24 protein-coding genes are annotated in these 23,075 nt (G+C 67.8%); 9 read left to right on the top strand and 15 right to left on the bottom strand.

Annotation, left to right across the window (positions count from 1 at the left end; genetic code table 11):
* Positions 1-36: 36 nt before the first annotated feature.
* Positions 37-345 carry an antibiotic biosynthesis monooxygenase family protein gene (locus tag R9X41_RS11455; protein WP_318634994.1) on the bottom strand — a complete coding sequence of 103 codons (309 nt, stop codon included), beginning with the start codon at positions 343-345 and terminating at the stop codon, positions 37-39.
* Entirely contained in the window at positions 342-1,022 is a 681-nt protein-coding gene (locus R9X41_RS11460; protein ID WP_318634995.1) for a type 1 glutamine amidotransferase domain-containing protein, read from the bottom strand. The genes R9X41_RS11455 and R9X41_RS11460 overlap by 4 nt, the downstream gene beginning before the upstream one ends.
* 127 nt (positions 1,023-1,149) lie before the next feature.
* On the opposite strand from R9X41_RS11460, the gene R9X41_RS11465 reads away from it, so the two are divergent.
* Complete coding sequence (locus tag R9X41_RS11465; RefSeq protein ID WP_318634996.1) at positions 1,150-2,055, top strand: LysR family transcriptional regulator; 906 nt, start codon at positions 1,150-1,152, stop codon at positions 2,053-2,055.
* Positions 2,056-2,083: 28 nt separating this feature from the next.
* On the opposite strand, the gene R9X41_RS11470 is transcribed toward R9X41_RS11465, so the two are convergent.
* Positions 2,084-2,803 carry a GntR family transcriptional regulator gene (locus tag R9X41_RS11470; RefSeq protein ID WP_318634997.1) on the bottom strand — a complete coding sequence of 240 codons (720 nt, stop codon included), beginning with the start codon at positions 2,801-2,803 and terminating at the stop codon, positions 2,084-2,086.
* A 183-nt stretch (positions 2,804-2,986) separates the two neighbouring features.
* Here R9X41_RS11470 and R9X41_RS11475 point away from each other — a divergent pair, with 183 nt between their 5' ends.
* Genes R9X41_RS11475 through R9X41_RS11490 form a run of 4 tightly spaced genes read left to right on the top strand, consistent with a single transcriptional unit; the run spans position 2,987 to position 7,714 of the window.
* Complete coding sequence (locus R9X41_RS11475; RefSeq protein ID WP_318634998.1) at positions 2,987-4,354, top strand: homoserine dehydrogenase; 1,368 nt, start codon at positions 2,987-2,989, stop codon at positions 4,352-4,354.
* Between the two features lie 30 nt (positions 4,355-4,384).
* Complete coding sequence (locus tag R9X41_RS11480; RefSeq protein WP_318634999.1) at positions 4,385-5,737, top strand: GntT/GntP/DsdX family permease; 1,353 nt, start codon at positions 4,385-4,387, stop codon at positions 5,735-5,737.
* Positions 5,738-5,783: 46 nt separating this feature from the next.
* On the top strand, positions 5,784-7,067 hold the full coding sequence (otnK, locus tag R9X41_RS11485) for a 3-oxo-tetronate kinase (protein WP_318635000.1): 1,284 nt from the start codon (positions 5,784-5,786) through the stop codon (positions 7,065-7,067).
* Entirely contained in the window at positions 7,064-7,714 is a 651-nt protein-coding gene (locus R9X41_RS11490) for a class II aldolase/adducin family protein (protein ID WP_318635001.1), read from the top strand. The genes otnK and R9X41_RS11490 overlap by 4 nt, the downstream gene beginning before the upstream one ends.
* 62 nt (positions 7,715-7,776) lie before the next feature.
* Here the strand turns inward: R9X41_RS11490 and R9X41_RS11495 are convergent, their stop codons facing one another.
* Positions 7,777-8,463, bottom strand: coding sequence for a PEP-CTERM sorting domain-containing protein (locus R9X41_RS11495; RefSeq protein WP_318635002.1), 687 nt, complete (start codon positions 8,461-8,463; stop codon positions 7,777-7,779).
* A gap of 825 nt (positions 8,464-9,288) precedes the next feature.
* Between R9X41_RS11495 and R9X41_RS11500 the strand changes: the two genes are divergently transcribed.
* Positions 9,289-11,316 carry a secretin GspD/PilQ domain-containing protein gene (locus tag R9X41_RS11500; protein ID WP_318635003.1) on the top strand — a complete coding sequence of 676 codons (2,028 nt, stop codon included), beginning with the start codon at positions 9,289-9,291 and terminating at the stop codon, positions 11,314-11,316.
* A 19-nt stretch (positions 11,317-11,335) separates the two neighbouring features.
* Here R9X41_RS11500 and R9X41_RS11505 read toward each other — a convergent pair whose 3' ends face one another.
* The 5 genes from R9X41_RS11505 to R9X41_RS11525 form a co-directional block, all read right to left on the bottom strand.
* Positions 11,336-12,100 carry an SIR2 family NAD-dependent protein deacylase gene (locus R9X41_RS11505; protein ID WP_318635004.1) on the bottom strand — a complete coding sequence of 255 codons (765 nt, stop codon included), beginning with the start codon at positions 12,098-12,100 and terminating at the stop codon, positions 11,336-11,338.
* Between the two features lie 12 nt (positions 12,101-12,112).
* Positions 12,113-12,400, bottom strand: a complete 288-nt coding sequence (locus R9X41_RS11510; protein ID WP_318635005.1) for an acylphosphatase — start codon at positions 12,398-12,400, stop codon at positions 12,113-12,115.
* A 62-nt stretch (positions 12,401-12,462) separates the two neighbouring features.
* Positions 12,463-12,840, bottom strand: coding sequence for a lysozyme inhibitor LprI family protein (locus R9X41_RS11515; RefSeq protein WP_318635006.1), 378 nt, complete (start codon positions 12,838-12,840; stop codon positions 12,463-12,465).
* A gap of 278 nt (positions 12,841-13,118) precedes the next feature.
* The gene (locus tag R9X41_RS11520; RefSeq protein WP_318635007.1) at positions 13,119-14,519 is read right to left on the bottom strand and encodes a GntP family permease; all 1,401 of its coding nucleotides are present in this window, start codon (positions 14,517-14,519) and stop codon (positions 13,119-13,121) included.
* 69 nt (positions 14,520-14,588) lie between these two features.
* Positions 14,589-15,596: a 3-hydroxyacyl-CoA dehydrogenase family protein gene (locus R9X41_RS11525; RefSeq protein ID WP_318635008.1), complete on the bottom strand. Its 1,008-nt coding sequence runs from the start codon at positions 15,594-15,596 to the stop codon at positions 14,589-14,591.
* Positions 15,597-15,718: 122 nt separating this feature from the next.
* On the opposite strand from R9X41_RS11525, the gene R9X41_RS11530 reads away from it, so the two are divergent.
* Positions 15,719-16,552 (top strand): IclR family transcriptional regulator, encoded by an 834-nt coding sequence (locus R9X41_RS11530; protein WP_318635009.1) that lies wholly within the window; start codon positions 15,719-15,721, stop codon positions 16,550-16,552.
* A gap of 333 nt (positions 16,553-16,885) precedes the next feature.
* Positions 16,886-17,332: a hypothetical protein gene (locus tag R9X41_RS11535; RefSeq protein WP_318635010.1), complete on the top strand. Its 447-nt coding sequence runs from the start codon at positions 16,886-16,888 to the stop codon at positions 17,330-17,332.
* A gap of 86 nt (positions 17,333-17,418) precedes the next feature.
* On the opposite strand, the gene R9X41_RS11540 is transcribed toward R9X41_RS11535, so the two are convergent.
* From R9X41_RS11540 to mltG, 6 genes are all read right to left on the bottom strand, one after another.
* Positions 17,419-18,150: an ankyrin repeat domain-containing protein gene (locus R9X41_RS11540; RefSeq protein ID WP_318635011.1), complete on the bottom strand. Its 732-nt coding sequence runs from the start codon at positions 18,148-18,150 to the stop codon at positions 17,419-17,421.
* On the bottom strand, positions 18,147-18,953 hold the full coding sequence (locus R9X41_RS11545; RefSeq protein ID WP_318635012.1) for a TatD family hydrolase: 807 nt from the start codon (positions 18,951-18,953) through the stop codon (positions 18,147-18,149). The genes R9X41_RS11540 and R9X41_RS11545 overlap by 4 nt, the downstream gene beginning before the upstream one ends.
* Before the next feature lie 74 nt (positions 18,954-19,027).
* Entirely contained in the window at positions 19,028-19,387 is a 360-nt protein-coding gene (locus R9X41_RS11550; protein ID WP_318635013.1) for a PilZ domain-containing protein, read from the bottom strand.
* Positions 19,384-20,421 (bottom strand): DNA polymerase III delta subunit-related protein, encoded by a 1,038-nt coding sequence (locus R9X41_RS11555; RefSeq protein ID WP_318635014.1) that lies wholly within the window; start codon positions 20,419-20,421, stop codon positions 19,384-19,386. The genes R9X41_RS11550 and R9X41_RS11555 overlap by 4 nt, the downstream gene beginning before the upstream one ends.
* Positions 20,418-21,065 carry a dTMP kinase gene (gene tmk, locus R9X41_RS11560; protein ID WP_318635015.1) on the bottom strand — a complete coding sequence of 216 codons (648 nt, stop codon included), beginning with the start codon at positions 21,063-21,065 and terminating at the stop codon, positions 20,418-20,420. The genes R9X41_RS11555 and tmk overlap by 4 nt, the downstream gene beginning before the upstream one ends.
* On the bottom strand, positions 21,062-22,051 hold the full coding sequence (gene mltG, locus R9X41_RS11565) for an endolytic transglycosylase MltG (RefSeq protein WP_412556685.1): 990 nt from the start codon (positions 22,049-22,051) through the stop codon (positions 21,062-21,064). The genes tmk and mltG overlap by 4 nt, the downstream gene beginning before the upstream one ends.
* 56 nt (positions 22,052-22,107) lie before the next feature.
* On the opposite strand from mltG, the gene R9X41_RS11570 reads away from it, so the two are divergent.
* On the top strand, positions 22,108-23,073 hold the full coding sequence (locus tag R9X41_RS11570; RefSeq protein ID WP_318635017.1) for a CAF17-like 4Fe-4S cluster assembly/insertion protein YgfZ: 966 nt from the start codon (positions 22,108-22,110) through the stop codon (positions 23,071-23,073).
* Positions 23,074-23,075: the final 2 nt, after the last annotated feature.

The following is a 23,075-nucleotide window of genomic DNA, read 5'->3' on the forward strand; positions in this document are numbered from 1 at the left end:
GCGCCTGCGGCTGGCGGCACTCGCCACCGCCAGGCTTCAGCCGGTCTGCAGGGCCTGCAGAATCTCGACCTGCCTGGCCATGAGCTTCGGCAGGATGCGCTCGACCACGTGGGTGCGGTAGTGCGGCGACTGCCGGTGGGCTTCGAGCGACGCGTCGTCGCGGTAACGCTCGATCAGCAAGAGACTGCCGTGCGAAGCGATCGGCTGGAAGACCTCGTAGCCGAGGCAACCGGGCTCGCCGAGCGATGCCTCGCGCAGCTCGGCCACCTGGGCCAGCACCTCGTCGAAGGCGTCCGGGGCGATCTGCCAACGCGCCACCACCACCAGGGGCGTCGCGGCGCTCATCGCTTCTGCTCCTGCAGGGCCGCGACGATCGCCTCGCCGACCAGCGCGCCCGACGCCGGGTTCTGCCCGGTGATCAGGCGACCGTCGACGACAAGCCGGGGTTGCCACGGGTCGGCTGGCTCGTAGAGGGCGCCTTCGGCACGCAGTGCGGTTTCCAGGTCGAAGGGCACGTCTTCGCGGGCGTAGCCGTCTTCTTCGGCCTGCGAAAAACCGGCGACCCGGCGGCCGCGCAGCAGCGGCGTGCCGTTGTCGAGCTTCACGCCGAGCAGGGCAGCCGGTCCGTGGCAGACGGCCGCGACGACCTTGCCGCCGTTCCAGGCGCGCCTGACGACCTCCTGGATTTCGGGATGGCGCGCAATGTCCACCATCGGGCCCAGGCCGCCCGGAAAGAAGATGGCGTCGTAATCGAGTACATCGACTTCGGCGAGCTTGCGGCTGTGCGACATCCGGCGGTACGAAGCGCTGGCGAGGAAGTCTGCCTGCGCCACGTCCTGGCCGTCGAATCCGTCTTCGGGCGGTTTGCCGCCGGTGAGGCTGGCGTATTCCACGGCGATGCCGGCGCGGTCGAGGGCTTCGAACGGATGGGCAATCTCCGGAAAGAAGAATCCGGTGGCGCGGTGCTTCGGGCCAATGGTGGCGGTGTTTGTCACAATAAACAGGACATGCTTGACAGTCATGGCGGTTCTCCTTGCAGTGGTTGGACTCCGGTGGTTTCCGGTGGATGCAAGGTTACGAAGGTCTGCGGCCACTCGGTAGGCCCGCTGGGCTTGACGCGTTGGCTCATGAAATTTGACAATGAAAGGCATGAGCGAAACACCCTCCCACATCCTCGACGAGCTCCGCGCCATGGCCGTGTTTGCCACGGTCGTGCGCGCCGGCAGCTTTTCGGCCGGCGCCCGTGCCCTGGGGCTGACCCGGGCGGTGGTCAGCCACCATGTGCGGGTGCTCGAAACCAAGCTGGGTGTGCCGCTGGCGCAGCGAAGCACCCGCAGCTTCAGCCTGACGCCGGCCGGCGAGGCGTTTCGTGTGCATTGCGAGCGCCTGCTCGACGAGGCGCACGACGGCATCCGGGGCATGGAGCTGCTGCGCGCCGAGCCGCGCGGCGAAGTGCGCATCACCTGCTCCCACCACTTCGGCAACAAGCGGATCCTGCCGGCCCTGGTGGAATTCCGCCGGCGCTATCCGGCCATCCGGCTGCAGGTATCGATGAACGATTCGAACGTGGATCTGGTGCAGCAAGGGTTGGAGCTCGCCGTGCGGGCGGGCCCGCTTTCAGACTCCGAACTGGTCGCGCGCCGCCTGGTGAGCGAGGAGACGATGCTCTGCGCCTCGCCCGCGTATCTGCGTCGGCACGGCGTACCGGCCGTGGTCGCGGACCTAGAGCGGCAGCGCTGGGTGGTCTATCCGCCCACGCAACGGGTCTTGACCGTGAACGTGGACGGTGTCGGCGTCGAGATCGCGATCCAGGGCGACATCGTCACCGACAGCGCGGCCTCGCGTCTGGCCTTCGTGCTGGCAGGCGAGGGCATCGCCCGGCTGCCGGCCTATGACGCGGCCGCGCCGCTGGCGTCCGGCGAGTTGGTGCGCGTGCTGCCGGAGGTGCAGACCAAGGCTCTCGAGATCTTTCTGGTGCACGGCCGCCGGATCGGCCCGAGCGCCCGGCTGCTGCGGGATTTCCTGCTCGGGCAAGGCCAGGAGACAGCGGCCTGATCGCCGCGGTGCGACCGGCGCCGCCCACTCAGGCGGCGCGTGCGGTCTTGCGGACCGGCGCCCGGGCCGGGGAGGGCGGCGGCTGCAGCTCCGTCTTGAGATAGTCCCGCGCCACCTTCCAGCCGCTGGCGTGGTGTTGGCGCAGGATCTCCCGCAGCAGCGGCCCGGCGCGCTGGCGCACCGCGTCGAGGATGGCTTCGTGCTCGAACACCGCCCGCTGCCAGCGCTCGGTGCGGCGGTTGCCGGCGTAGCGGTAGCGGCGGATACGCGCCGACTCGGTCGCGTAGATGCGCGACAGCACCGGGTTGCGCGCCGCGTCCACGATGGCCTGGTGGATCGCCTGGTTGCAGCCGAAATACTCCATGAGCTCGCCGGCCTCGTAGGCCTGAGCCATGCGGGCGTGCAAGGCTTCGATGGCGGCGATCTCCTCGTCCTCGATCTGCCGGCAGGCAGGCTCGGCCGCCAGCGACTCCAGGCCGATCAGCACTTCGATCGCGGCCGACACCTCGTCCACCGACATCGAGGTGACCACCGCTCCGCGATTGGGCTCGATGGTGACCAGGCCCTCTGCTTCCAGGATCTTGAAGGCCTCGCGCAAGGGCGTGCGCGAAACACCGTCGAGCTGCTCGGCAATGAGCCGCTCGGTGATGCGCTGGCCCGGCACCAGGCGGCCCGAGACGATGAGTTCGCGCAGGCGGCGCGCCGCGAAGAGGCTGCGTTGGCCACGCTCGTCGGTTTCGGGGTTCATAGGGCTTTCAGTCTGCATTGAATGCAATCGTGTGTGGATATGCAAAATATTAGGGATTACCCAGGGGTTACATGCCAACATTGCATGCAATCATCGCCTGACCCGCTTTTGAGGCCCATTGGCGCCGCTGCATGGCGCATCGGGTTCACGCACGCTTCTTGAGTTACCAGCCGAGTACATCCCATGAATTTTGAATTGTTGTTCGCCGCCCAGTCAGGCAAGACCGTCCGTTATGCCCTGACCGGTGCCAAGGGCGGCTTCGCCCGCACCCTGCTGGCGCAGACGCTGCGCATGCCCAAGCTGGTGCCGGCCGTGCTGTGCGACCTGGATGTACCGGGCTTGCGCGACCTGTGCCTGGAGCTGGGCTTCGCCGCAGACAGCCTGGTGGAGTGTGCCGATGCCGCCGCCGTCGCAGCGGCGCCAGCCGATGCCGTGGTGCTGGTGGCGGACGTCTCGCTCATCGCCCACGATCGCTACGACATCCTGGTCGAGGCTACCGGCAACCCGGCCATCGGTTACCGGATTGCATGCAGTGCCATCGACGCCGGCTGCCACGTCGCCATGGTCAGCAAGGAAGTCGACGCGGTCGCCGGCATTGCGCTGTCGCGCCGCGCCGCTGCCAAGAGCGTGGTCTACACCACGGCCGACGGCGACCAGCCGGCCAACCTGATCGGCTGGGTGAGCTGGGCGCGCACCCTCAACCTGGAGATCGTGGCCGCCGGTAAGTCCAGCGAGTACGACCTGGTGTTCGACCCCGCCACTGGCGACATCACCCAGCTCGACCAGGTCTTCGCCGCGCCCGGCATGGCCGAGCTGATGACCCTCGGCACGGACGTGGCCGCCACGGTGGCGGCTCGCCGCGCGGTGCTGAATGGCCGCAAGACCTCGGCCACCGCCGACTATTGCGAAATGTCGGTCGTCGCCACCAACACCGGCCTGGTGCCGGACGTGGAACTGCTGCATTACCCCATCGCCCGCACCGCCGAGCTCGCCGACATCTACGCGCTGAAGGAAGACGGTGGCCTGCTCGGCCGCACCGGCGCGATCGAAGTGTTCAACGTGCTGCGTACGCCCGACGAAGCCAGCTTCGCCGGCGGCGTGTTCGTGGTGGTCAAGACCTTCGATCCGGTGACCTGGGAACTGCTGCGTCAGAAGGGCCACGTGGTCAGCCGCGACGGCAAGTACGCCTGCATGTACCTGCCCTACCACTTCATGGGCATCGAAACCCCGATCAGCCTGCTCAACGCCGTGCTGCACGGCCGCGCCTCGGGCACCGACCAGCCCACGCAGTGCGCCATCCTCGGCGGCCGCGCGACGGTCGACATTCCGGCAGGCACCGTGCTCAAGATGGGCGGCCACCACCACGACGTGACCGGCGTACAGGCCGTGCTGCTGCCGCGCAGCGACGCTCCCGCCGACGTGGCGCCGCTCTATCTGGCGGCCCACGCCACCACCGCACGCGACATCGCCGCCGGCACACTGCTGACGCTGGCCGACATCGCCAATGCCGACGCCGAATTGCTCGCCGCCTGGCAAGCCGGCCTGCAATAAAGACCGCGCGCCGCACGGAGACAAACACACATGCACAGCGAACTCACGACCCTGTTGATGGCGGTCGCATCCATCGTGGTGCTGATCCTGCTGATCAGCAAACTCAAGCTCAACCCCTTCCTGGCGCTGACCCTGTCGGCCATCGGCCTGGGCCTGGCCAGCGGCGCCACGCCGAGCGCGGTGGTCGACGCCTTCGCCAAGGGCGTGGGCGGCGGGCTCAACCGCACCGGCCCGGTGATCGGCCTGGGCACGCTGCTCGGCGGCATCCTGCTGGGCTCGGGCGGCGCGGATCGTATCGCCAACGCCTTCATCGGCGGACGGCCGGTGAAGTACGTGCCCTGGGCCATCTGCGCGGCGGCGCTGCTGATCGGCATGCCGCACCTGTTCGACGTCAGCTTCATCATGCTGGCGCCGCTGGTCTACACCGTGGCCAAGCGCACCGGCACCCACCTGCTCTACGTGGGCCTGCCGCTGGCGGCCGGGCTGTACGTGTCGCACGGCCTGCTGCCGCCGCACCCGGCGCCGACGCTCGCGGTGGCTGCCTATGGCGCCAACACCGGCCTGACGATCCTGTACGGACTGATCATCGCCGTGCCTACCGCCATCATCTGTGGCCCCTGGTTCACCCGCCTGGTCGCCCCCTGGTTCGGTCCGGCGCCGGACCTCAACGCCGGCCCGGTCGCGGCCCGCGAAACCAGCGATGCGGAGCTGGCCCGGGTGTCGCTGCCCGCGTCCATCGTGGCGGTGCTGCTGCCTCCCGGCCTGATGCTGATCGGCACCCTGGGCATGGCCTACACCGTCAAGGGCACGGGTGCGTACAACTTCTTCAGCGCGTTGAACAACCCGATCCTGTCGCTGCTGGCCGCGGTGATCTTCGCCTTCTTCGCGCTCGGCCTGCGCTCGGGTTTCAGCCTGGAGCAGGTCAGCAAGATGGCGAGCAAGGGCCTGGCACCGCTGGGCGCGATCCTGCTGATCCTGGGCGCGGGTGGCGGCTTCAAGGAGATGCTCACGCTGGTCAAGCTCGACGCGCTCATCACCCACCACGCTTCGGGCTGGCCGGTCAATCCGCTGATCCTGGCCTGGGCCATCGCCGCGCTGCTGCGCATCTGCATCGGCTCGGCGACGGTCGCGACGGTGGCGGCCACCGGCATCGTCGCGCCGCTGGCGCTGGCGCATCCGGGCCTGTCGCCCGAGCTGCTGGTGCTGGCCACGGCCTCGGGTGCGGTCATGCTTTCGCATGTGAACGACTCCGGCTTCTGGCTGTTCAAGGAATACTTCCAGCTGTCGGTCGCGCAGACCTTCCGCACCTGGACGCTGATGCTGTCGCTGCAGTCGTTCCTGGGGCTGGCCGGGGTGCTGCTGATCGAAGCTTACATCGGCTGACCGGCTCACCCGCCGGCAGATTCACGCAGAGACAGGAAAAACAGACATGGCTTCATCCAGGCCCGTGCTCGGCTGCATCGCCGACGATTTCACCGGCGCCACCGACCTCGCCAACAACCTGGTGCGCGGCGGCATGCGCACCGTGCAAACCATCGGCGTGCCGCTGGACGCGGCAGCCCCGGTCGATGCCGACGCCATCGTGGTCGCGCTCAAGTCGCGCACCATCTCGCCGGCCGACGCCGTCGCCCAGTCGCTCGAAGCCCTGCACTGGCTGCAAGACCAGGGCGTGCAGCAGATCTATTTCAAGTACTGCTCCACCTTCGACTCGACACCGGCCGGCAACATCGGCCCGGTGACCGAAGCGCTGATGGAGGCGCTCGGCACCGGCTTCACCATCGCCACGCCGGCGTTTCCGGACAACGGCCGCACCGTCTTCAAGGGCCATCTGTTCGTCGGCGACCAGCTGCTTTCCGACAGCGGCATGCGTCACCACCCGCTCACGCCCATGACCGACAGCAACCTGGTGCGGGTGCTGCAGGCGCAGACGAAGTCGCCGGTCGGGCTGCTGGCTTTCGACACCATCGCCAGGGGCGAGGCCGCGATCCGCGCGCGTTTCGACGAACTGCAGTCCCAGGGCGTGAAGATCGCCGTGGTCGACGCCGTCACCAACGACGACCTGATGGTGCTCGGCCGGGCCCTGCGCGGCATGCCGCTGGTGACGGCCGGCTCGGGCGTGGCCATCGGCCTGCCGCAGAACTGGGCGGTGCTGGCAGGCGAGGGCGCCGCCGACCGGCTGCCGCCGGCGCACGGACAGCGCGCCATCGTGTCGGGCAGCTGCTCGGTCGCCACCAACGCGCAGGTGCTGCAGTTCCGCCAGGGTGGCGGGCAGAGCTTCGCGGTCGATCCGCTGGCGCTGGCCGCAGGCGTCGACGTCGTCGGCCAGGCGCTGGCCTGGGCCGCGCCCCGGCTGGCCGGTGGCTCGGTGCTGGTCTACGCCACCGCCGAGTCCGATGCCGTCAAACAGGTGCAACAGCAGCTGGGCGTGGCGCGTGCGGGCGAGATGGTGGAAGAAGCACTTTCGGACATCGCCGTCGGCCTGGTCGAGCGTGGTGTGCGCCAGCTGGTCGTCGCCGGTGGCGAGACCTCGGGCGCGGTGGTGCGCGAGCTTGGCGTGCGGCAGATGGCGATCGGCCCGCAGATCGACCCTGGCGTGCCCTGGACGGCGGTGCAGTCGCCCGCGTGTCCGGGCGAAACCCTCCATGTCGCGCTGAAGTCGGGGAATTTCGGCACGCCGGATTTCTTCACCAAGGCCTTCGCGCAGCTGTCATGACGGATTCCCGCCTGCGCGAGGAGATCTGCCGGGTCGGCGCCTCGCTGTTCGCGCGCGGCTATGTGCATGCCACCGCCGGCAACATCAGCGTGCGCACCGACGACGGTTTTCTGATCACCCCGACCGACGCCTGCCTGGGCGCGCTGGACCCGGCGCGGCTCGCGGCGGTCGGCACCGATGGCGTACAGACCTCCGGCGACCGCGCCTCGAAGACGCTGGTGCTGCACCGCCGCATCTACGGCGCCGACCCCGTTGCGCGCTGCGTCATCCACACCCATTCCACGCACCTGGTGGCGCTGAGCCTGGCGGGCGTGTGGAGCCAGGAGGCGATCCTGCCGCCGATCACGCCGTATTTCGTGATGAAGGTCGGCCAGGTGCCGCTGGTGCCGTATCACCGGCCGGGCGATCCGGCGGTGGGCGAGTGGGTGGCGCGTCGCGTCGCCGAACGTCGCGAGGCCGGCAAGCCGATGCGCGCCGTCATGCTCGACCGGCTGGGGCCCAACGTGTGGCACGACTCGCCGGCGCAGGCCAGCGCGGTGCTCGAAGAGCTGGAAGAAACCGCGCGGCTCTGGCTCATGACCAAGCCCGAGCCGCTGGGCGAAGCCAGCATCGAGGAACTGCGCAGGACCTTCGGCGCGGTCTGGTGAGCGGACGGTTGCCGGCTGCCTGGTCTTCGCGCAATGCCGGACGCGGCGGCGACTCAGGCGGTCTAGGTTTTGCGGCGTCGCTGCGACAGCGCGCCGACCAGTCCCAGGCCGGTCAGCAGCATGAGATAGGTCTGGGGTTCGGGAACCGCGGCCACCGGTGGCGGCGCATCGAGCGACGTGATGCGGGCGGTGCCATAGGTATGGAAAACGCCCTTATCTCCGGACGAAACATTACCTGTCGAGGTGTGATAGGCGATTTCGTTGTAATAAGCGACCGGCACGGCCGATAAATACTGGATCACCGACGCATCGGTGAGTGCGGTTTGCCCGCTGCCCGCGAAACTGAAATAGAACTCGCTGGTATAGGACCGGTATCCGCCGGTCGGATCGGCCCGTTCGCGGCCGATGGCCAGGCGCATGGTGTATTCACTCGTCGCCCCGCTGCCAGAACCGCTTTCCGTCCGGAAGATGCTGCCGTTGCCCAGCAGCGGTCCGGTCAGACCGATCTGCTGGATCAGCGAAGCGGTATTGACGCCGTAGGAGCCGCTGACGGTCGAGAAGGAGTAACCCGAGGGAAGCTTGCCCGAGTCGTAAGGCACCAGGTTTTCGAAACTGAAGCTCTGCTGAAACGGTGCGGTGCAGACGATGTTGCTGCATTCGGTCGGCGTCACTTCCAGAGTAATGGTGTGCGCGGCAGCAGCCACCGAAAACGATGCCGATAATCCAAGAATGAGGGCGATGCGGCGCATGGTTCTCCTTCGTCTCTTTTGATGTTTCAAGCACTGAATATCAGCGTTGTTACACGAAAGGTCTCATGCACCGAAGTGGCCGGCAATCCCCAGATCTGGTTAAAGCATTCATTCAATCGTGAAAATGTCTTTAACCGCGCACGGACCGAATACGCGGGTTTGCGGGATTTCCCGGCAATACCTGCTTTCGGACTTTCTCAACGCGCCATCGGCACGATCTTGCCGCGCAGTTGCCCACGTGCCGCCCGCGCACGGGCCAGGCGCGCGTCTGCCCTTCGTGAAACGCCCGGTCGTGGTGCCGCCCGGTGTGTCGAGCACCAGGTCGATCCCGTGCGCCTGGTCTTCGGTGCGGCACAGGTGAAATCGGTGAATCGGTCCGCGCCGAGGTGCTACACGCGTTTTCGGACGAGCGGACCACGATGACGGCGTCTGGCCTAACAACCGGCGTGCGATTCCGGCGGTCAAGGCCTTTGTGTCCTTTCTGGAAAGCTGCTGCCGACGCCGTCTCGCTGGGATGCGCTGATGGCGGCCGCTGCATCGCCGTCGGCGGGCTGAACCCTTTGCGTGGCCGCCAGGTTACGGATTCGTATCGAGTTCGCAGCGCGCGGCCAACGCCGGTAAAAGCCGAAATCACGCGTGACAGGGGAGGGCGGCGGCGTGGATTCGCGCAACCGGCCGGATGCAGAACGCGCGTCAGTGGATACCTGCGCCGTCGGCACCGATTGCAGAATCCGGCGTGCGACCTGCTCGCACCTCCCCAGGACGACTTCTTTCGCGCTTGCCGCTGCCCGCCGGGCCGGCCGTGTTCTTCATCGACCCCCGCATATGAAATCTCCGCTGCCATCGGCATTCGCCCTGGCGCTTGCCCTGCTCGTCGGCGCCGGCGCGCCGGCCATCGCCGCATCCGCCGACACAGCCGCCGCCGACACCGTCACGCTCGACTTCGACAACGCCGACATCGTGGGCGTGGCGCGCACGCTCACCGCCATCACGCACCGCAACGTGGTGCTCGATCCGCGGGTGAAAGGCACGATTTCGCTCAACACCGAAACACCGGTCACGCCGCGCGAGGCCTGGCGCATGTTCGTCGACGTGCTGCGCCTGTCCGGCTGGAGCGTGGTGGAGGCGGGCGGGCTCAGCAAGATCGTGCCGGAGGCCGACGCCAGGTTGATGGCGACATCGGTCACGGTGGCGGGTGGCCGCGCCAGCGGCGACGGCATCGCCACCGAGATCTTCCGGCTCGACTACCAGAGCGCGGCCAACCTGGTGCCGGTGCTGCGGCCCTTGATCAGCCCGAACAACGTCATCAACATGAACCCGGGCACCAATGCCCTGGTGATCACCGACTACACCGGCAACCTGGCGCGATTGCGCACGCTGGTGGCCGCGCTCGACGTGCCGGGCGCGACCGACGTGGAGGTGATCGCGCTGCGCAACACCACGGCGAACGACATCGCGGCCACGGTGCGGCGGCTGTCATCGCTGTCCCGCGCGTCGGCCGACACCGTGGCGACGACGGCCACACCGGCGCCGACCAGCGCGGCGGCGCAGCCGTCCCAAGCCGCCAGTGCGCCCAACGGCGCGAGCGGCGGCAGCGCGACCGAGGCGTCGATCGTGGTCGATACCCAGACCAACAGCCTGCTGGTGCGCGCCCAGAGCCGCGCGCAGATCGCGGCCATCCGCGCCCTGGTCGCCCAGCTCGACCAGCCGCGCGACAACGTCAACGTACGTGTGGTCTACCTGAAGAACGCGCAAGCCGTCCGGCTGGCGCAGGTGCTGCGGGCGGCGTTTCCGGCGGAAGCCTCCGACCAGGCCGCGGCCGGGCGTACCGGCAACGCCTTGGCCAGCCCGGGCCAGGCCGGCGGCACGACCTCGGCGAGCAGCGATACGGGCATGTCGTCCACCAGCGGCACGAGCAGCGGCAAGGCTTCGGCCGCCACCCCGTCGTCGGTGACGGCCGCCGGCCAGCCCACGACCGGCGGCGGCATCCAGGCCGACCCCGCCAGCAACGCACTCATCATCACCGCGCCCGAACCGCGTTTTCGGGAGATGCGGCCGATCATCGAGCAGCTCGACACCCGTCGCGCCCAGCTCTATGTGGAGTCGCTGGTGGTGGAGGTGGATGCGAGCAAGTCGGTGGAACTCGGCGTGCAGTGGGCGCAGCTGTTCGACATCAACTCGGCCACCACCCTCACGCTGGGCACGGTGGCCAAGGCGCTCGAATCGATGGCCGGCACCAACATCCTGTCGACCGCCAACGTGGTCACGCTCGACAACGAGGAGGCCCGGATCGTTGTCGGCCAGAACGTGCCCTACATCACCGGCTCCTACACCACCAGCACCAATGCAAACCCGTTCCAGACCGTGGAGCGCAAGGACGTCGGCATCACGCTGCGGCTGCGGCCGCAGATCGGCGAGAACGGCAACATTCGCATGACCATCTACCAGGAGTCGTCGTCGGTAGCCTCCACCAGCGCCACGCTCGGCCCCACCACCAACCAGCGCTCCATCGAGTCGACGGTGACGGTGAACGACGGCAAGATCATCGTGCTCGGCGGCCTCATCGAGGACAGCTACAGCGACCAGACCTATCGACTGCCCTGGGTTTCGGAGCTGCCGCTGGTCGGCAATCTGTTCCGCAGCTTCGCCCGCTCGCGCAAGAAAACCAACCTCATCGTGTTCCTGCGGCCCGTGGCCATGCGCGACGAGGCGGCGGCCGATGCGTGGACGTTGGACCGCTACGACTACATCCGCGGCCGGCAGCAGGCGATGCCGGCGGATATCGGCCGGCTGCCGGGCAATTTCGTCGTACCGCCGGCCATCGCGCCCGGCAGGCTGACATCTGTGCCTTGAAACGCCCGGCGTCGCCCGATCAGCGGGAATACGCCAGCAAGTGTTCGGCGAGAGCGGGCAGGCCGGTCGCGGCGGTGGTCGCCCAGGCGTAGCCGATGCGGCCGGTGCTGCGCGCGGGTTCGGGGTTGATCTCCACGATGAGCGCGTCCGGCGGCGCGAGATCCACCAGGCCGGCCGCCGGGTAGACCATGCCGGAGGTGCCCACGATCAACAGCAGGTCACAGCGGATGATGGCCGCCGTCGCCGCCTCCACGACCGCGGGATCCAGGCTCTCGCCGAACCAGACGACGCCCGGGCGGATCGCGCCGGGGCATGCAGGGCAGGGCGGTGGCGGCCGCTGACGGCTGGGCTCGGGCGGCGGCGACGCTGTCAGGCTGAACGGCGCGCCGCAGGTATCGCAGCGCGGCGAGAACAGGCTGCCATGCAGGTGCATCACGCCATCGGCGCCGGCGCGTTCATGCAGGTTGTCGACGTTCTGGGTGACGACTTCGGCATCGAGCTCGTTGCGCAGCCGGGCGACGGCGCCATGCCCGGCGTGTGGTGATGCGGCCATGACCAGACCACGCCGCCATTCGTACCAGCCCCAGACCGTGTCGCGGTCGCGGCGCCAGGCCTGTGGCGTGGCCAGCGCTTGTGGATCGAACGCGTTCCACAGGCCATTGCGGCCAGAGCGAAAGGTAGGGATGCCGCTCTCGGCGGACATGCCGGCGCCGCTGAACACGACGATGCGGGTGAAGCGCCGGTGGAGCAGGGCGCGGAGAGCCGAAGGCAGAGGGCTGGCCATGATTGCCCGGGCCTATGCGGTCGGGCGTTGTACGAATCCGCTGAATGCGGTCCGTGGGTCAGTGCCATCGCTGACGTCGACGCGATCCACTCGGGCCTGCCGGGGGCCTTGGCGTGCCCATTCCACGAGTTGCCCGACAGCTTGCGGCGTGCCTTCCGCAAGGGCTTCGACACTGCCGTCGAGTCGATTGCGCACCCAGCCGGTAACGCCGAGTGCCTGGGCCTGTTCCGTCATGGAGGCGCGGTAGTACACGCCCTGAACCCGGCCGAATATGAGAAGGTGTTTGACGATGGTGGGCATGATCTTGAATTCTTCGAATCGCCGCGGACATCGGCGGATTCCAAATCAGGGTGGGTTTGCCGCTAGCGCGACGCTTCGTCGAGCAGGTTTCGCAGCTGTTTGGTACGCGCATCGGTGCGGTCGGCCAGGCAGCCTGACTTCACCATCGGCTGTATCGACCCTCCGTCGTATCCCGCGGCAGCGAAGCCGCAGTCGAGGTCGCGGTAGGTGAGCCAGGCTTTTTGAACCTTGCGCAGATTCGCCTGGCGTTCGGTCGGCAACTTCTGCAGCAGTTGCCGGTAGGTCTGATTGAGCGAAGCGTCGGCCTGGGTGTATGCCTGGGCAGCGCAGGCGTTCATGTCGCTCTGGCTGGTAGCGTTGGTGCAGTCGGTCGCGGCGGGGACGCCAGAGTCGGCAAGCAAGCCGAGCAGGACGGCGATGCAGCGTGTGGTGGAGTTCATGGGTTCCATTCTGAAGTGCCGCGGCGGGATGCACCGGCACCTGTTGCAACGCCAACTCCAACCATGTCTATACATAATATACATCGTATGAAGTAGATGAGGTGTTAAGGAGTCTGGGTTGCGACATGCACAGTCTTCTTGCGTCGGCCCGGGTTTCGCACTTCATCACACCGGCGGACGCCACTTCCCTGCATTGATTTTGCAGGTTCGTTGCGGTCCGCCCTTGTCGAAAGTCGGTCCGCGTCGTCTTGTTCGCCGCGGACCCGCACTGGCTCCCGCTAAACCAGGCCCGTCGCGTAGTAAAGCCCGATCACGAAGAACACCGCCACTGTCTTGATGACGGTCACCATGAAGATCTCGCGGTATGACTCGCGGTGCGTCAATCCTGTCACCGCGAGCAAGGTGATGACCGCGCCGTTGTGGGGCAACGTATCCATGCCCCCGCTCGCCATGGCGACAACACGGTGCAGCACCTCCATCGGAATCTGTGCCGCGTTGGCCGCGCTGATGAAGGTGTCGGACATCGCGGCCAGGGCGATGCTCATGCCGCCCGAGGCCGAGCCGGTGATGCCCGCCAGCGAACTGACCGAAATCGCCGCATTGACCAGCGGATTCGGAATGCTCTTGAGCGCATCGCTGACGACCAGGAAGCCGGGCAAGGCCGCGATCACGCCGCCGAAACCGTACTCCGACGCGGTGTTCATCGCCGCCAGCAACGCGCCCCCGACGGCAGCCTTGGTGCCACTCGCGAACTTTTCGCGGACGCGGCCGAAGGCGGTCAGCAGTACCAGAAGGATGCCCAGCAGCAATGCGCCCTCCACCGCCCAGATGGCCACCACCGACTTGATCGCCGTCGTGACCGGCGCATGCACGCCCGGCAGCAGCTCGGGCGCCACGGTGTGGGTGGCGCCATACCAGACGGGAATCAGCGAGGTCAGCGCGAAGTTCGCCACACCGACGAGCACCAGCGGCGCCACTGCCAGCAGCGGATGCGGCAGCTGCGAGGACTCGACTCGTTCGGGCTCGTTGACCAGCGAGGTGCCGTAGCCTTCACCCTTGGCCATGGCGGCACGGCGCCGTGCCTCCAGGTAGACGAGGCCGATCACGATGATGAACACCGACCCGGCCACGCCAAGAATCGGGGCGGCCCAGGAGGTCGTCTTGAAGAAGGTCGTGGGAATGATGTTCTGGATCTGCGGCGTACCCGGCAGCGAATCCATGGTGAAAGAGAACGCGCCGAGCGCGATGGCGCCCGGCATCAGGCGCTTGGGAATATTGCTCTGCCGGTAGAGCTCTGCCGCGAACGGATAGACAGCGAACACCACCACGAACAGCGAGACCCCGCCGTAGGTCAGCAATGCGCATACCGCGACGATCACCGCATTGGCGCGGGAGCGGCCGATGTACCGGATGGCGGCCGCCACGATGGATTCGGAAAACCCCGACAGCTCGATGACCTTGCCGAACACGGCGCCGAGCAGGAACACCGGGAAGTAGAGCTTCACGAAGCCCACCATCTTCTCCATGAAGATGCCGGAGAACACGGGCGCCACCGCCGATGGCTCGGTCAGCAGCACCGCGCCGAGCGCGGCGATCGGCGCGACGAGGATCACGCTGTAGCCGCGGTAGGCGGCGATCATCAGGAACGCCAGGGCGGCAAGGACGATGAGAAATGACACGGGAGTCTCCTGGTTTCATGGGCGATCGGCAGCGGTCGGGCAGCGCGATCGTTTCAAGCGTGGGGCCGCTCAGTCCGTCGCGGCCAGCTGCCGGCGACGCAATGCCTGGATTTTTTCAATGCGATCCTGGTCCCAGCGGTAGAAGCCCTGGCCGGTGGCGACACCGACGTCGCCCTGGTCGACACGCTCGCGCATCAGTTCGAGCACGTCTTCGTCCTTGGCCAGTTGCGGCATGAGGTGTTCGGCGATCGACAGCAATGTCTTCAAGCCGCCGAGGTCGGCGCTCTCCAGTGGCCCGACGATGCTGTATCGGCGCCCCAGCGACGCCTTCATGACGGCGTCCACTTCCGCGGGCGTCGCCACGCCGCTGCGCACGATGTGGAGCGCCTCGCGCAGCACCGCGAACTGGAGCCGGTTGCCGATGAATCCAGCAATGGCCGCCTTCAGTGCGACCGGTTCGGCGTGGATGGCCTGCAGCAGCGCCATCACGCGCTCGACGACAGCGGGCGCCGTGTCAGACCCCGGCACCACTTCGACGAGCGGTATCAGGTGAGGCGGGTTCCAGAAGTGCGCGATCAGGAAACGGTCGCGGTGCTGCATCTGCTCGGACAGCAGATCGGGCGGGAAACCGCTGGTATTGCTGGCCAGAATGGTGGTTTGCGGCAAGACGGCTTCCAACTCGGCGTAGAGCGCGCGCTTGGCAGCGACCGATTCGACGATGGCCTCCAGCACCAGCTCGGCCTTGCCGAACTCCACCGGCGATTCGACGTGACGGATCATCGACTCCGCCACCCTGGCCTGCTCCACGGTGATCACCCCCGCCTGATCCATCTCCTGATAGACGGCGTGGCAGTGGTGCTTGGTGCGACTCGGCGCCGAAGGGTCGGAGTCGTAGACCAGCACTTCAAACCCTGCCAGGGCGAAGCGGCAAGCGATGCCGCAGCCCATCAAGCCGGCGCCCGCGATGGCGACGAGGCCTTGTGTCTTCTTTTCTGTCATCACAATCGAAACCCGGAAAATTCGTTCAGCCGCCTGTACGGTCGATTCACAGGCTGCACAGTGTCGATACGCGTCCATACCGAGCCTATTCGTGTTTTCCCTAGGCGCAGCGACGCCAGGCCTGAATGACGGAGGCCTTTGCTAGACTGCGCGGCCCTGCCCGACGGCGCTGTGCGCGCCACCCATCCAGCCGAGCGTCAATGCCCATTTCACAGGCGAAAGCAGCGTCCGTTTCGAAGTCAGCCGGGGCGGAAAGCGGACCGGCCGAACAGGTTCCTGCGGTCGTGCGCTCCCTGGCCGTACTCGATCTCCTGAGCCGGCAAACCGGGCCGATCAGCCTCGCGCGCCTGACCTCCGAGCTCGAGCTTCCCAAGAGCAGCATCCGGGCGATATGCAACACGCTGGCCTCGTGCGGTTACGTGCGCCGCCATGCGGACGGAAGTTACCGCCTCAGCCCGAAGATCGTGAGCTTGGCGGAGACGTTTCTCGCGGGAACCGATGTCACCCGTGAGTTCAACTCGATCTGGTCGGACAGCAAGAGCGACCCCGAGGAGACGGTTTTGCTGTCGGTGCTTTCCGGCCACGAAGCGGTCTATCTCGCGGTGCGCAACAGCGTGCGGCCGTTGGGGCTGGCGTTTCGCGTGGGCCTCAAGTTTCCTGCGTGGGTTTCTGCCAGCGGCAAGGCCATGCTGGCCTACCTGCCGGAGCAAGAAGCCCGACGGATCGCCGGAGATGGCCTGAAAAGCCCCAAAGGCCTGGGGAGCCCCAAGGCCCTGGAGCGCTTCATCGAAGAGTTGGCGCTCACGCGGCAGCGCGGCTACAGCATCGATGACCAGGGGATCCGGGAAGGCGTCTATGCGCTCGGTGCACCGGTGTTCGACGCCGCTGGCGCCGTGGTCGCGGCGGTGTCGGTGTGCGTGAGCAAGCTCGCGCTGGAAGACCATACCGCGGCTCGTCATCGGGATCTGACCCTGGGCGTTGCCCGCGAATTGACCGAAAGACTGGGCGGCTCGGTCGCCCCGACCGGGAATTGATCGCCGGGCTGGACGCGTCTGGCAGGCGCATATCGCCTGCGTGAGCAACACATGTCGAGCACCGACCATCTGCTGGCAGTGTTCACGGCCTCGTTCAGTTGTCAAAGAAGGAGTGGTCTGGATCCGCGGCGAATGGGGGCGCTGGGGATAGCGCGTGTGGTGCGGGCGCCCTCCCCGCGCAGCATTTCGCGCAGGGTCACATCGGCGTTCAGCGCGTTCTCGACGGCGTCTGCCGGCTGACTGGTGCTGTCACCGAAGACGGCGTCTTCTCGGGCACGGTTCGGGATGTTTTCGTCTCGAACTCGGCTGAGGCTGGTTTGGATTGACAGCCTTTTGCGTGAAGCACAACATTCGCCGCCGACTTCGGGCTTCGGTTTCTCATCAGAAACGGCCCGCGCGCACAACTTCTGGGAGGGTTCGATGTCCTCGATCAGTTCTGGTCCGCATTTCCCGATCATCCGGCCACCCGTCGAAGACGATGGGATCCCGACGACACGCGAAGCCGAAGACGACGGAATTCCGACGACCCGGGAGGCCTTCTCCAGCGTTCGACTTCGGAGAAGTCCTCTGACCGAGACCGCCAACGAGCGAACTTCGGTAGCGCCGCATCTCGACCATCCGACGGGCCGCCTGGAGATCTTCCGAGGCACGCTGTCGGAGGCTTCGAGCTACCAGGTGCTGGTGGACGGAAATTTCGGCAAGGTCGAAAGCGAAAACCTCGTGCACCAACTCAAGACCGCCATCGCGGTCCTCGAGGCACGCCACGCGCAGGATGGCTAGAAGGCCGTGCGGCGCCAGGCGCCGCTGCCTCGGATGAAGCCGGGCCGATCAGGCGCTTGATTGCCCGAGCCCGTCGGTGGCCGACGTCACCACGATTTCTTGACCGCGCCTGCAGCCGCCGCCGGGGCCGACGCTGCCGGCTTGCGCCACGTAGCCGCGACCTTGTCGAGCTGCGCCGCCAGTTCCTCGCGCTCGGCCTTGCGGGCGAAGTCGGCGGCGGTCAGTCCCTGCTCGTTGCGCAGCGTCGGGTCGGCGCCTTCCTCGAACAGCAACTTGACCGCCTGCTCGCTGCCATAGCGTGCGGCCATCATCAGCGGCGTGGTCTTGTTGGGCGATTCGGCGTCGATATAGGCGCTGGCGTCGAGCAGCACGCGCACGATCTCGAGCTGCTGCGGGCCGCCGGCGCTCACCGCGTAGTGCAGCGGCGTCCAGCCGGTCTTGTTGACGTCGCCATCTTTGGCGATGAGCGCCTTGACCGTGTCGACCTGCCCCTTGATGGCCGCCATCATCAGCGGGCTTTCGTCGGAGGCGTTGCGCACCTCGGCCTTGGTGCCGGGCCAGTCGAGCAGCACCTTCAGCGATCGCGGCGACGGCTCCTTGATGGCCAGGTTGAGTCCTCCCTCGCCTTTTTCGTCCTTCACGTTCGGGTCGAAACCGGCGCGCAGCATGCGGCTCACGCCGCTGGCGTTGTCGCTGCGGATGGCGGAAAAGAAATCGGTGGTCGGGCTCGCGGTGGCGCAACCGATGACGGCGAACGCGCCGGCGAGCACGGCTGCGTACAGCACCTGGCGGCGGGTGTTGGGGGCGCTCATCTTCATGCGGCTTCCTTGAGGAACAGGCGATTGAAATTGGCCGTGGTGGCCGCGGCGATCTCTTCGACCGCGATGCCCCTGATGTCGGCCAGTTGCTTGGCGACGAAGGGCACGTACGACGGATTGTTGGTCTTGCCCCGGTAGGGCACCGGCGCGAGATAGGGGCTGTCGGTCTCGATCAGGGTGCGGTCCAGCGGCACGAAGGCGGCCACGTCGCGGATGTCCTGCGCCTTCTTGAAAGTGAGGATGCCGGAAAACGAGATGTGGAAACCCAGGTCGAGGGCCGCACGCGCGACTTCGGCCGTCTCGGTGAAGCAGTGGAACACGCCGCCCGCCGCGCCCTGCCCGCCGGTCTCGCCCTCCTCCCGCAGGATGGCGATGGTGTCGTCCGACGCGCTGCGGGTGTGGATGACCAGCGGCTTGCCGCAGGCGCGCGCGGCGCGGATGTGGGTGCGAAAGCGCTCCCGCTGCCATTCCAGGTCGGCGATGCTGCGGCCACCCTTGCGGTCTTCCATGCCGTAGTAGTCGAGCCCGGTCTCGCCGATGGCGACCACCTTGGGCAAGGCGGCACGCTGCAGCAGGTCGTTCAGCGAAGGCTCGGTGAGGCCCTCGGTGTCCGGATGCACGCCCACGCTGGCCCAGAAGTTGTCGTAGCCGACGGCCAGCGCGTGGACGTCGGCGAATTCTTCCATGGTGGTGCAGATGCAGAGTGCGCGATCGACGCGGGCTTGTTGCATCGCTTCACGGATGGCGGGCAGCTCGGCGGAGAGCTCGGGCATGCTCAGGTGGCAGTGCGAGTCGGTGAACATGGATGGCAAAAATGGAGGAAGGCGCCGGGCGGGCGCGGCGGCCAGTATCGGCGTGCCGTGGCCGGCCGCCGGTATCAGATCGTCTGGGTGGCGCGGTCGGACGCGAGGTGCGCGCCCAGCAGCTGCTCGATGCGGATCTTGAGCTCGCGCGATTTTTCGTCGGGCGGGAATTGGATGCCGACCCCCTGCGTGCGGTTGCCCGACGCCTTGGCGGGCGTCACCCAGGCGACCTTGCCGGCGATGGGGTAACGCACCGGGTTCTCGGGCAGGCTGAGCAGCACGTAGATGTCGTCGCCGAGCCGGTATTCACGCGTGGTGGGAATGAACATGCCGCCTTCGGTGAAGAGCGGAATGTATGCCGCGTACAGCGCCGCCTTTTCCTTGATGGCGAGCTGAACGACGCTCGGGCGGTGACTGGAGGGCGGTGTACTCATGTGGGGCGACGGCTGCCGGCGGAGTTTAGGGTGTTTTGCGCAACGCTCACAAGCGCTTCGAGCATGAGTCCGGCGTTGAAAGGGTGATCCGCCGTGCGTGCCGAGGCGGCCAGCGCCTTGGACCACCGCGCGAGCGCCATCCAGCCGGGCGGCGGCGGAAGATCGGCCGGTGCGAAATACCGGGGTGCCGCGCCTGCGCGTGTGGCCAGCAGGTCATGGCAGAGTTTCTGCAGGGCGTCGATGGCGTCGGCTGGTGACCGGTCGGCCAGCACCGACACATCGCCGCGCTGCACCGCGCGTGGCAGCAACGCCCAGCGGGCCGGATCGCGGCCGGACCGCGCGGCGTCCAGCGCGTCCTGCGGCCGACCACCGGCTGCCCGCAGCAAGGCGATGGCGTCGGTACTGGCGACGCCCTGGGCCTGCAGCCAGGCCTGGGCCTCGGCAGGTTCGGGCCAGGCCATGGCGTGGGCCTGGCACCGGCTGCGGATGGTGGGCAGCAGCTGGTGCGCTGCCTCGCTGGCCAGCACGAAACGCACGTCGCCGACCGGCTCTTCCAGCGTCTTCAGCAAGGCGTTGGCGGTGACGGTATTCATCTGCTCGGCCGGGTACACCAGCACCACCTTGCCGCGGCCGCGTGCGTCGGTGCGCTGGGCGAATTCAACCGCGTCGCGCATCGCGTCGACCCGGATCTCGCGACTGGGCTTGCGCTTCTTGTCGTCGAGCTCGGCCTGCACCTTCTCGGGCAACGGCCAGCCGAGCTCCATCATCTGCACTTCGGGCATCAGCACCCGCAGGTCGGCGTGGGTGCGGACCTCGATGGCATGGCAGCTGGCGCAATGGCCGCAGGCTGCGCCATCGGCAAGCGGCGTGTCGCAGAGCCAGGCGCTGGCCAGCGCCAGCCCGAGTGGGTACTGGCCCAGGCCGGACGGGCCCTGCAGCAGGCGCGCGTGACCGCGCTGGCCGAGCAGTTCGACGAGTTGGCGCGCGATCCACGGCGGCAGCGGCGCCTTGGTGGCTTCAGTGACCGGGCTCATGCGCCCTCCTCCGCCGGCAGCCAGCCGCGATCGGCGAAGACGCCGGCGATCTGGCGCGCCACGGCGTCGCGGTCGACGGCGGCGTCGATGCGGGCGAACCGCGCGGGGGCCTCGGTGGCGCGGACGGCGTACCCGGCGGCGACGCGGGTGAAGAATGCCTCGGGCTGCGATTCGAATCGGTCCGGCGCGCGGGCACCGGCCAGCCGCGCGGCGGCTACGGTGGGCGGCAGATCGAACCAGACGGTGAGATCGGGCTGGCGCAGGCCGGCCGCCTCGGTGCGCTGCACCCAGGATTCCAGGGTGGCCAGCACCGCCAGATCGAAGCCACGGCCCCCGCCCTGGTAGGCGAAGCTGGCGTCGGTGAAGCGGTCGCAGAGCACCACCGCGCCGCGCGCCAGGGCGGGCTCGATGACTTGCTGCAGGTGGTCACGGCGCCCGGCGAAGATCAGCAGGGCTTCGGTCAGCGAGTCCATCGCCCGGTGCAGCACCAGTTCGCGCAGTTGCTCGGCCAGCGGCGTGCCGCCCGGCTCGCGGGTGAGGCAGACCTCGCGACCCGCCGCGCGGAAGGCGTCGGCGAGATGGTCGATGTGGGTGCTCTTGCCGGCACCGTCGATGCCTTCGAAGCTGATGAAAAGTCCGGTCATTTGTTGGCCCGGCGCTGGTATTGGTTGACCGCGCGGTTGTGCTCGTCGAGGCTGGCGCTGAAGTGGCTGGTGCCGTCGCCGCGCGACACGAAATACAGCGCATCGGTGGTTTGCGGCTGCACGGCGGCCAGCAAGGCGGCGCGCCCGGGCATGGCGATAGGCGTGGGCGGCAGGCCGTTGCGCATATAGGTGTTCCACGGCGTATCGGTCTGCAGGTCGCGCTTGCGCAGGTTGCCGTCGAAGGCGGCTCCCATGCCGTAGATCACGGTCGGGTCGGTCTGCAGCGGCATGTTGACCTTGAGGCGATTGGTGAACACGCCGGCGATCAGGCCCCGGTCGTCGGGTCGGCCGGTTTCCTTTTCGACGATGCTGGCCAGGGTGAGCAGGTCGGCGGGCGACTTGAGCGGTGTGTCGGGGCGGCGCAGGCCCCAGGCGGCTTCGAGATGGTTGTCCATAGCGCGCATCGCGCGGCGCAGCACGTCGAGGTCGGCCGAGCCTTTGGAGTACGTGTAGGTGTCGGGGAAGAAATGCCCTTCCGGCGCTACGCCGGGGCGGCCGAGTGCCGTCATGACAGCGGCGTCGTCCATCGACGCGATGTCCGGCCGCAGCTGCTCGGCCTTGCCCAGCGCGGCGCGCACCTGGCGCCAGTTCCAGCCTTCGACCAGCACGAGGGCGCGCATGGCCTCGTCGCCGCGCACCAGCTTGGCGAGCAGGCGGCGCGGGGTGATGCCGGCATCGAGCTCGTAGCTGCCGGCGCGGATCAGCCGGTCTTGCCCGGAGAGCCGGAACCACCAGTAGAGCAGGTTGGCGTCGACCTGGGCGCCGGTCTTGGCGACATCGTCGGCCACGCCGCGCGGCGTGCGGCCGGGCTCGATCGACAGATCGACGGTGGGCGCGGGCAGCGGAATCGGGCGCGACACCCACCACACGGCGGCGGCGCCCGCGACCAGGACCAGCAGCGCGGCCCACAGGAGAATTCGGCGCAACGCTTTCACGGCCCTTGGAACAGTACAGACATGAGCGGACGATGATAATTCAGCGCATGAGCGACACCCTGGCCCCTACCGTTCCTTCTTTCCCAACCATCGCCCCGCTGGCCGCCCTCGAAGGCGTGGTCCGGCTGACGCACCTGGGCGTGATCCGCGTGGCGGGCGACGACGCGGTGTCCTTCCTGCAGGGGCAGCTCACCAACGATTTCGCGCTGCTCAAGCCCGATACTGCCCGGCTGGCGGCCTTTCTCACGGCCAAGGGCCGGATGCAGGCCAGCTTCGTCGGTCTGATCCGCGTACCCGGCGAAGTGCTGCTGGTCTGCAGCCGCGACATCCTGGAGCCGGTGCGCAAGCGGCTTTCCATGTTCGTGCTGCGGGCCAAGGCCAAGCTGACCGATGCCAGCGACGAGATCGCGCTCTACGGCCTGGCGGGTGACACGGTGGCGCAACTGGCCGGTCGCGAATTGCCGGCCTGGGCGCGTCAGGACGTGGGCGAAGCGCAGATCGTCGGACTGCCGCCGGCCGCTGGCCAGGCGCGCGCGCTCTGGCTGGCGCCCGCCGGCAGCGCGGCGCCGAGCGGTCAGCCCCTGGACGAATCGCTCTGGCGCTGGGGAGAAACGGCCAGCGGTGTCGCCACCCTCACTTCGCCGGTGGTCGAGGCCTTCGTGCCGCAGATGCTCAACTACGAATCGGTCGGCGGCATCAACTTCAAGAAGGGCTGCTACCCGGGCCAGGAGGTCGTGGCGCGCAGCCAGTTCAGGGGCACGCTCAAGCGGCGCGCCTATCTGGCGCAATCCGACGCGTCCGTAGCGAGCGGAGCCGAAGTCTTCCACCAGGCTGATGCTTCACAGCCCTGCGGCACGGTGGTGCAGGCGGCATCCGCGCCCGATGGCGGCTGGCTCGCGATCGTGTCCATGCAGACGTCGGCCGCAGACGGCGGTCGGCTGACCGTCGGCGCGGCCGACGGCCCGGCCTTGTCCTTGCGCGCCCTGCCCTACCCACTGCTCGAAGACATCTGAGT

Source organism: Xylophilus sp. GOD-11R (genome assembly GCF_033546935.1).
Lineage (GTDB): Bacteria > Pseudomonadota > Gammaproteobacteria > Burkholderiales > Burkholderiaceae_C > Xylophilus.

Excerpts from the sequence above, each read along its gene's own strand:
- R9X41_RS11455 (WP_318634994.1), bottom strand. The coding sequence starts at position 345 with ATGAGCGCCGCGACGCCCCTGGTGGTGGTGGCGCGTTGGCAGATCGCC.
- R9X41_RS11460 (WP_318634995.1), bottom strand. The coding sequence starts at position 1,022 with ATGACTGTCAAGCATGTCCTGTTTATTGTGACAAACACCGCCACCATT.
- R9X41_RS11465 (WP_318634996.1), top strand. The coding sequence starts at position 1,150 with ATGAGCGAAACACCCTCCCACATCCTCGACGAGCTCCGCGCCATGGCC.
- R9X41_RS11470 (WP_318634997.1), bottom strand. The coding sequence starts at position 2,803 with ATGAACCCCGAAACCGACGAGCGTGGCCAACGCAGCCTCTTCGCGGCG.
- R9X41_RS11475 (WP_318634998.1), top strand. The coding sequence starts at position 2,987 with ATGAATTTTGAATTGTTGTTCGCCGCCCAGTCAGGCAAGACCGTCCGT.
- R9X41_RS11480 (WP_318634999.1), top strand. The coding sequence starts at position 4,385 with ATGCACAGCGAACTCACGACCCTGTTGATGGCGGTCGCATCCATCGTG.
- otnK (WP_318635000.1), top strand. The coding sequence starts at position 5,784 with ATGGCTTCATCCAGGCCCGTGCTCGGCTGCATCGCCGACGATTTCACC.
- R9X41_RS11490 (WP_318635001.1), top strand. The coding sequence starts at position 7,064 with ATGACGGATTCCCGCCTGCGCGAGGAGATCTGCCGGGTCGGCGCCTCG.
- R9X41_RS11495 (WP_318635002.1), bottom strand. The coding sequence starts at position 8,463 with ATGCGCCGCATCGCCCTCATTCTTGGATTATCGGCATCGTTTTCGGTG.
- R9X41_RS11500 (WP_318635003.1), top strand. The coding sequence starts at position 9,289 with ATGAAATCTCCGCTGCCATCGGCATTCGCCCTGGCGCTTGCCCTGCTC.
- R9X41_RS11505 (WP_318635004.1), bottom strand. The coding sequence starts at position 12,100 with ATGGCCAGCCCTCTGCCTTCGGCTCTCCGCGCCCTGCTCCACCGGCGC.
- R9X41_RS11510 (WP_318635005.1), bottom strand. The coding sequence starts at position 12,400 with ATGCCCACCATCGTCAAACACCTTCTCATATTCGGCCGGGTTCAGGGC.
- R9X41_RS11515 (WP_318635006.1), bottom strand. The coding sequence starts at position 12,840 with ATGAACTCCACCACACGCTGCATCGCCGTCCTGCTCGGCTTGCTTGCC.
- R9X41_RS11525 (WP_318635008.1), bottom strand. The coding sequence starts at position 15,596 with ATGGACGCGTATCGACACTGTGCAGCCTGTGAATCGACCGTACAGGCG.
- R9X41_RS11530 (WP_318635009.1), top strand. The coding sequence starts at position 15,719 with ATGCCCATTTCACAGGCGAAAGCAGCGTCCGTTTCGAAGTCAGCCGGG.
- R9X41_RS11540 (WP_318635011.1), bottom strand. The coding sequence starts at position 18,150 with ATGAAGATGAGCGCCCCCAACACCCGCCGCCAGGTGCTGTACGCAGCC.
- R9X41_RS11545 (WP_318635012.1), bottom strand. The coding sequence starts at position 18,953 with ATGTTCACCGACTCGCACTGCCACCTGAGCATGCCCGAGCTCTCCGCC.
- R9X41_RS11550 (WP_318635013.1), bottom strand. The coding sequence starts at position 19,387 with ATGAGTACACCGCCCTCCAGTCACCGCCCGAGCGTCGTTCAGCTCGCC.
- R9X41_RS11555 (WP_318635014.1), bottom strand. The coding sequence starts at position 20,421 with ATGAGCCCGGTCACTGAAGCCACCAAGGCGCCGCTGCCGCCGTGGATC.
- tmk (WP_318635015.1), bottom strand. The coding sequence starts at position 21,065 with ATGACCGGACTTTTCATCAGCTTCGAAGGCATCGACGGTGCCGGCAAG.
- R9X41_RS11570 (WP_318635017.1), top strand. The coding sequence starts at position 22,108 with ATGAGCGACACCCTGGCCCCTACCGTTCCTTCTTTCCCAACCATCGCC.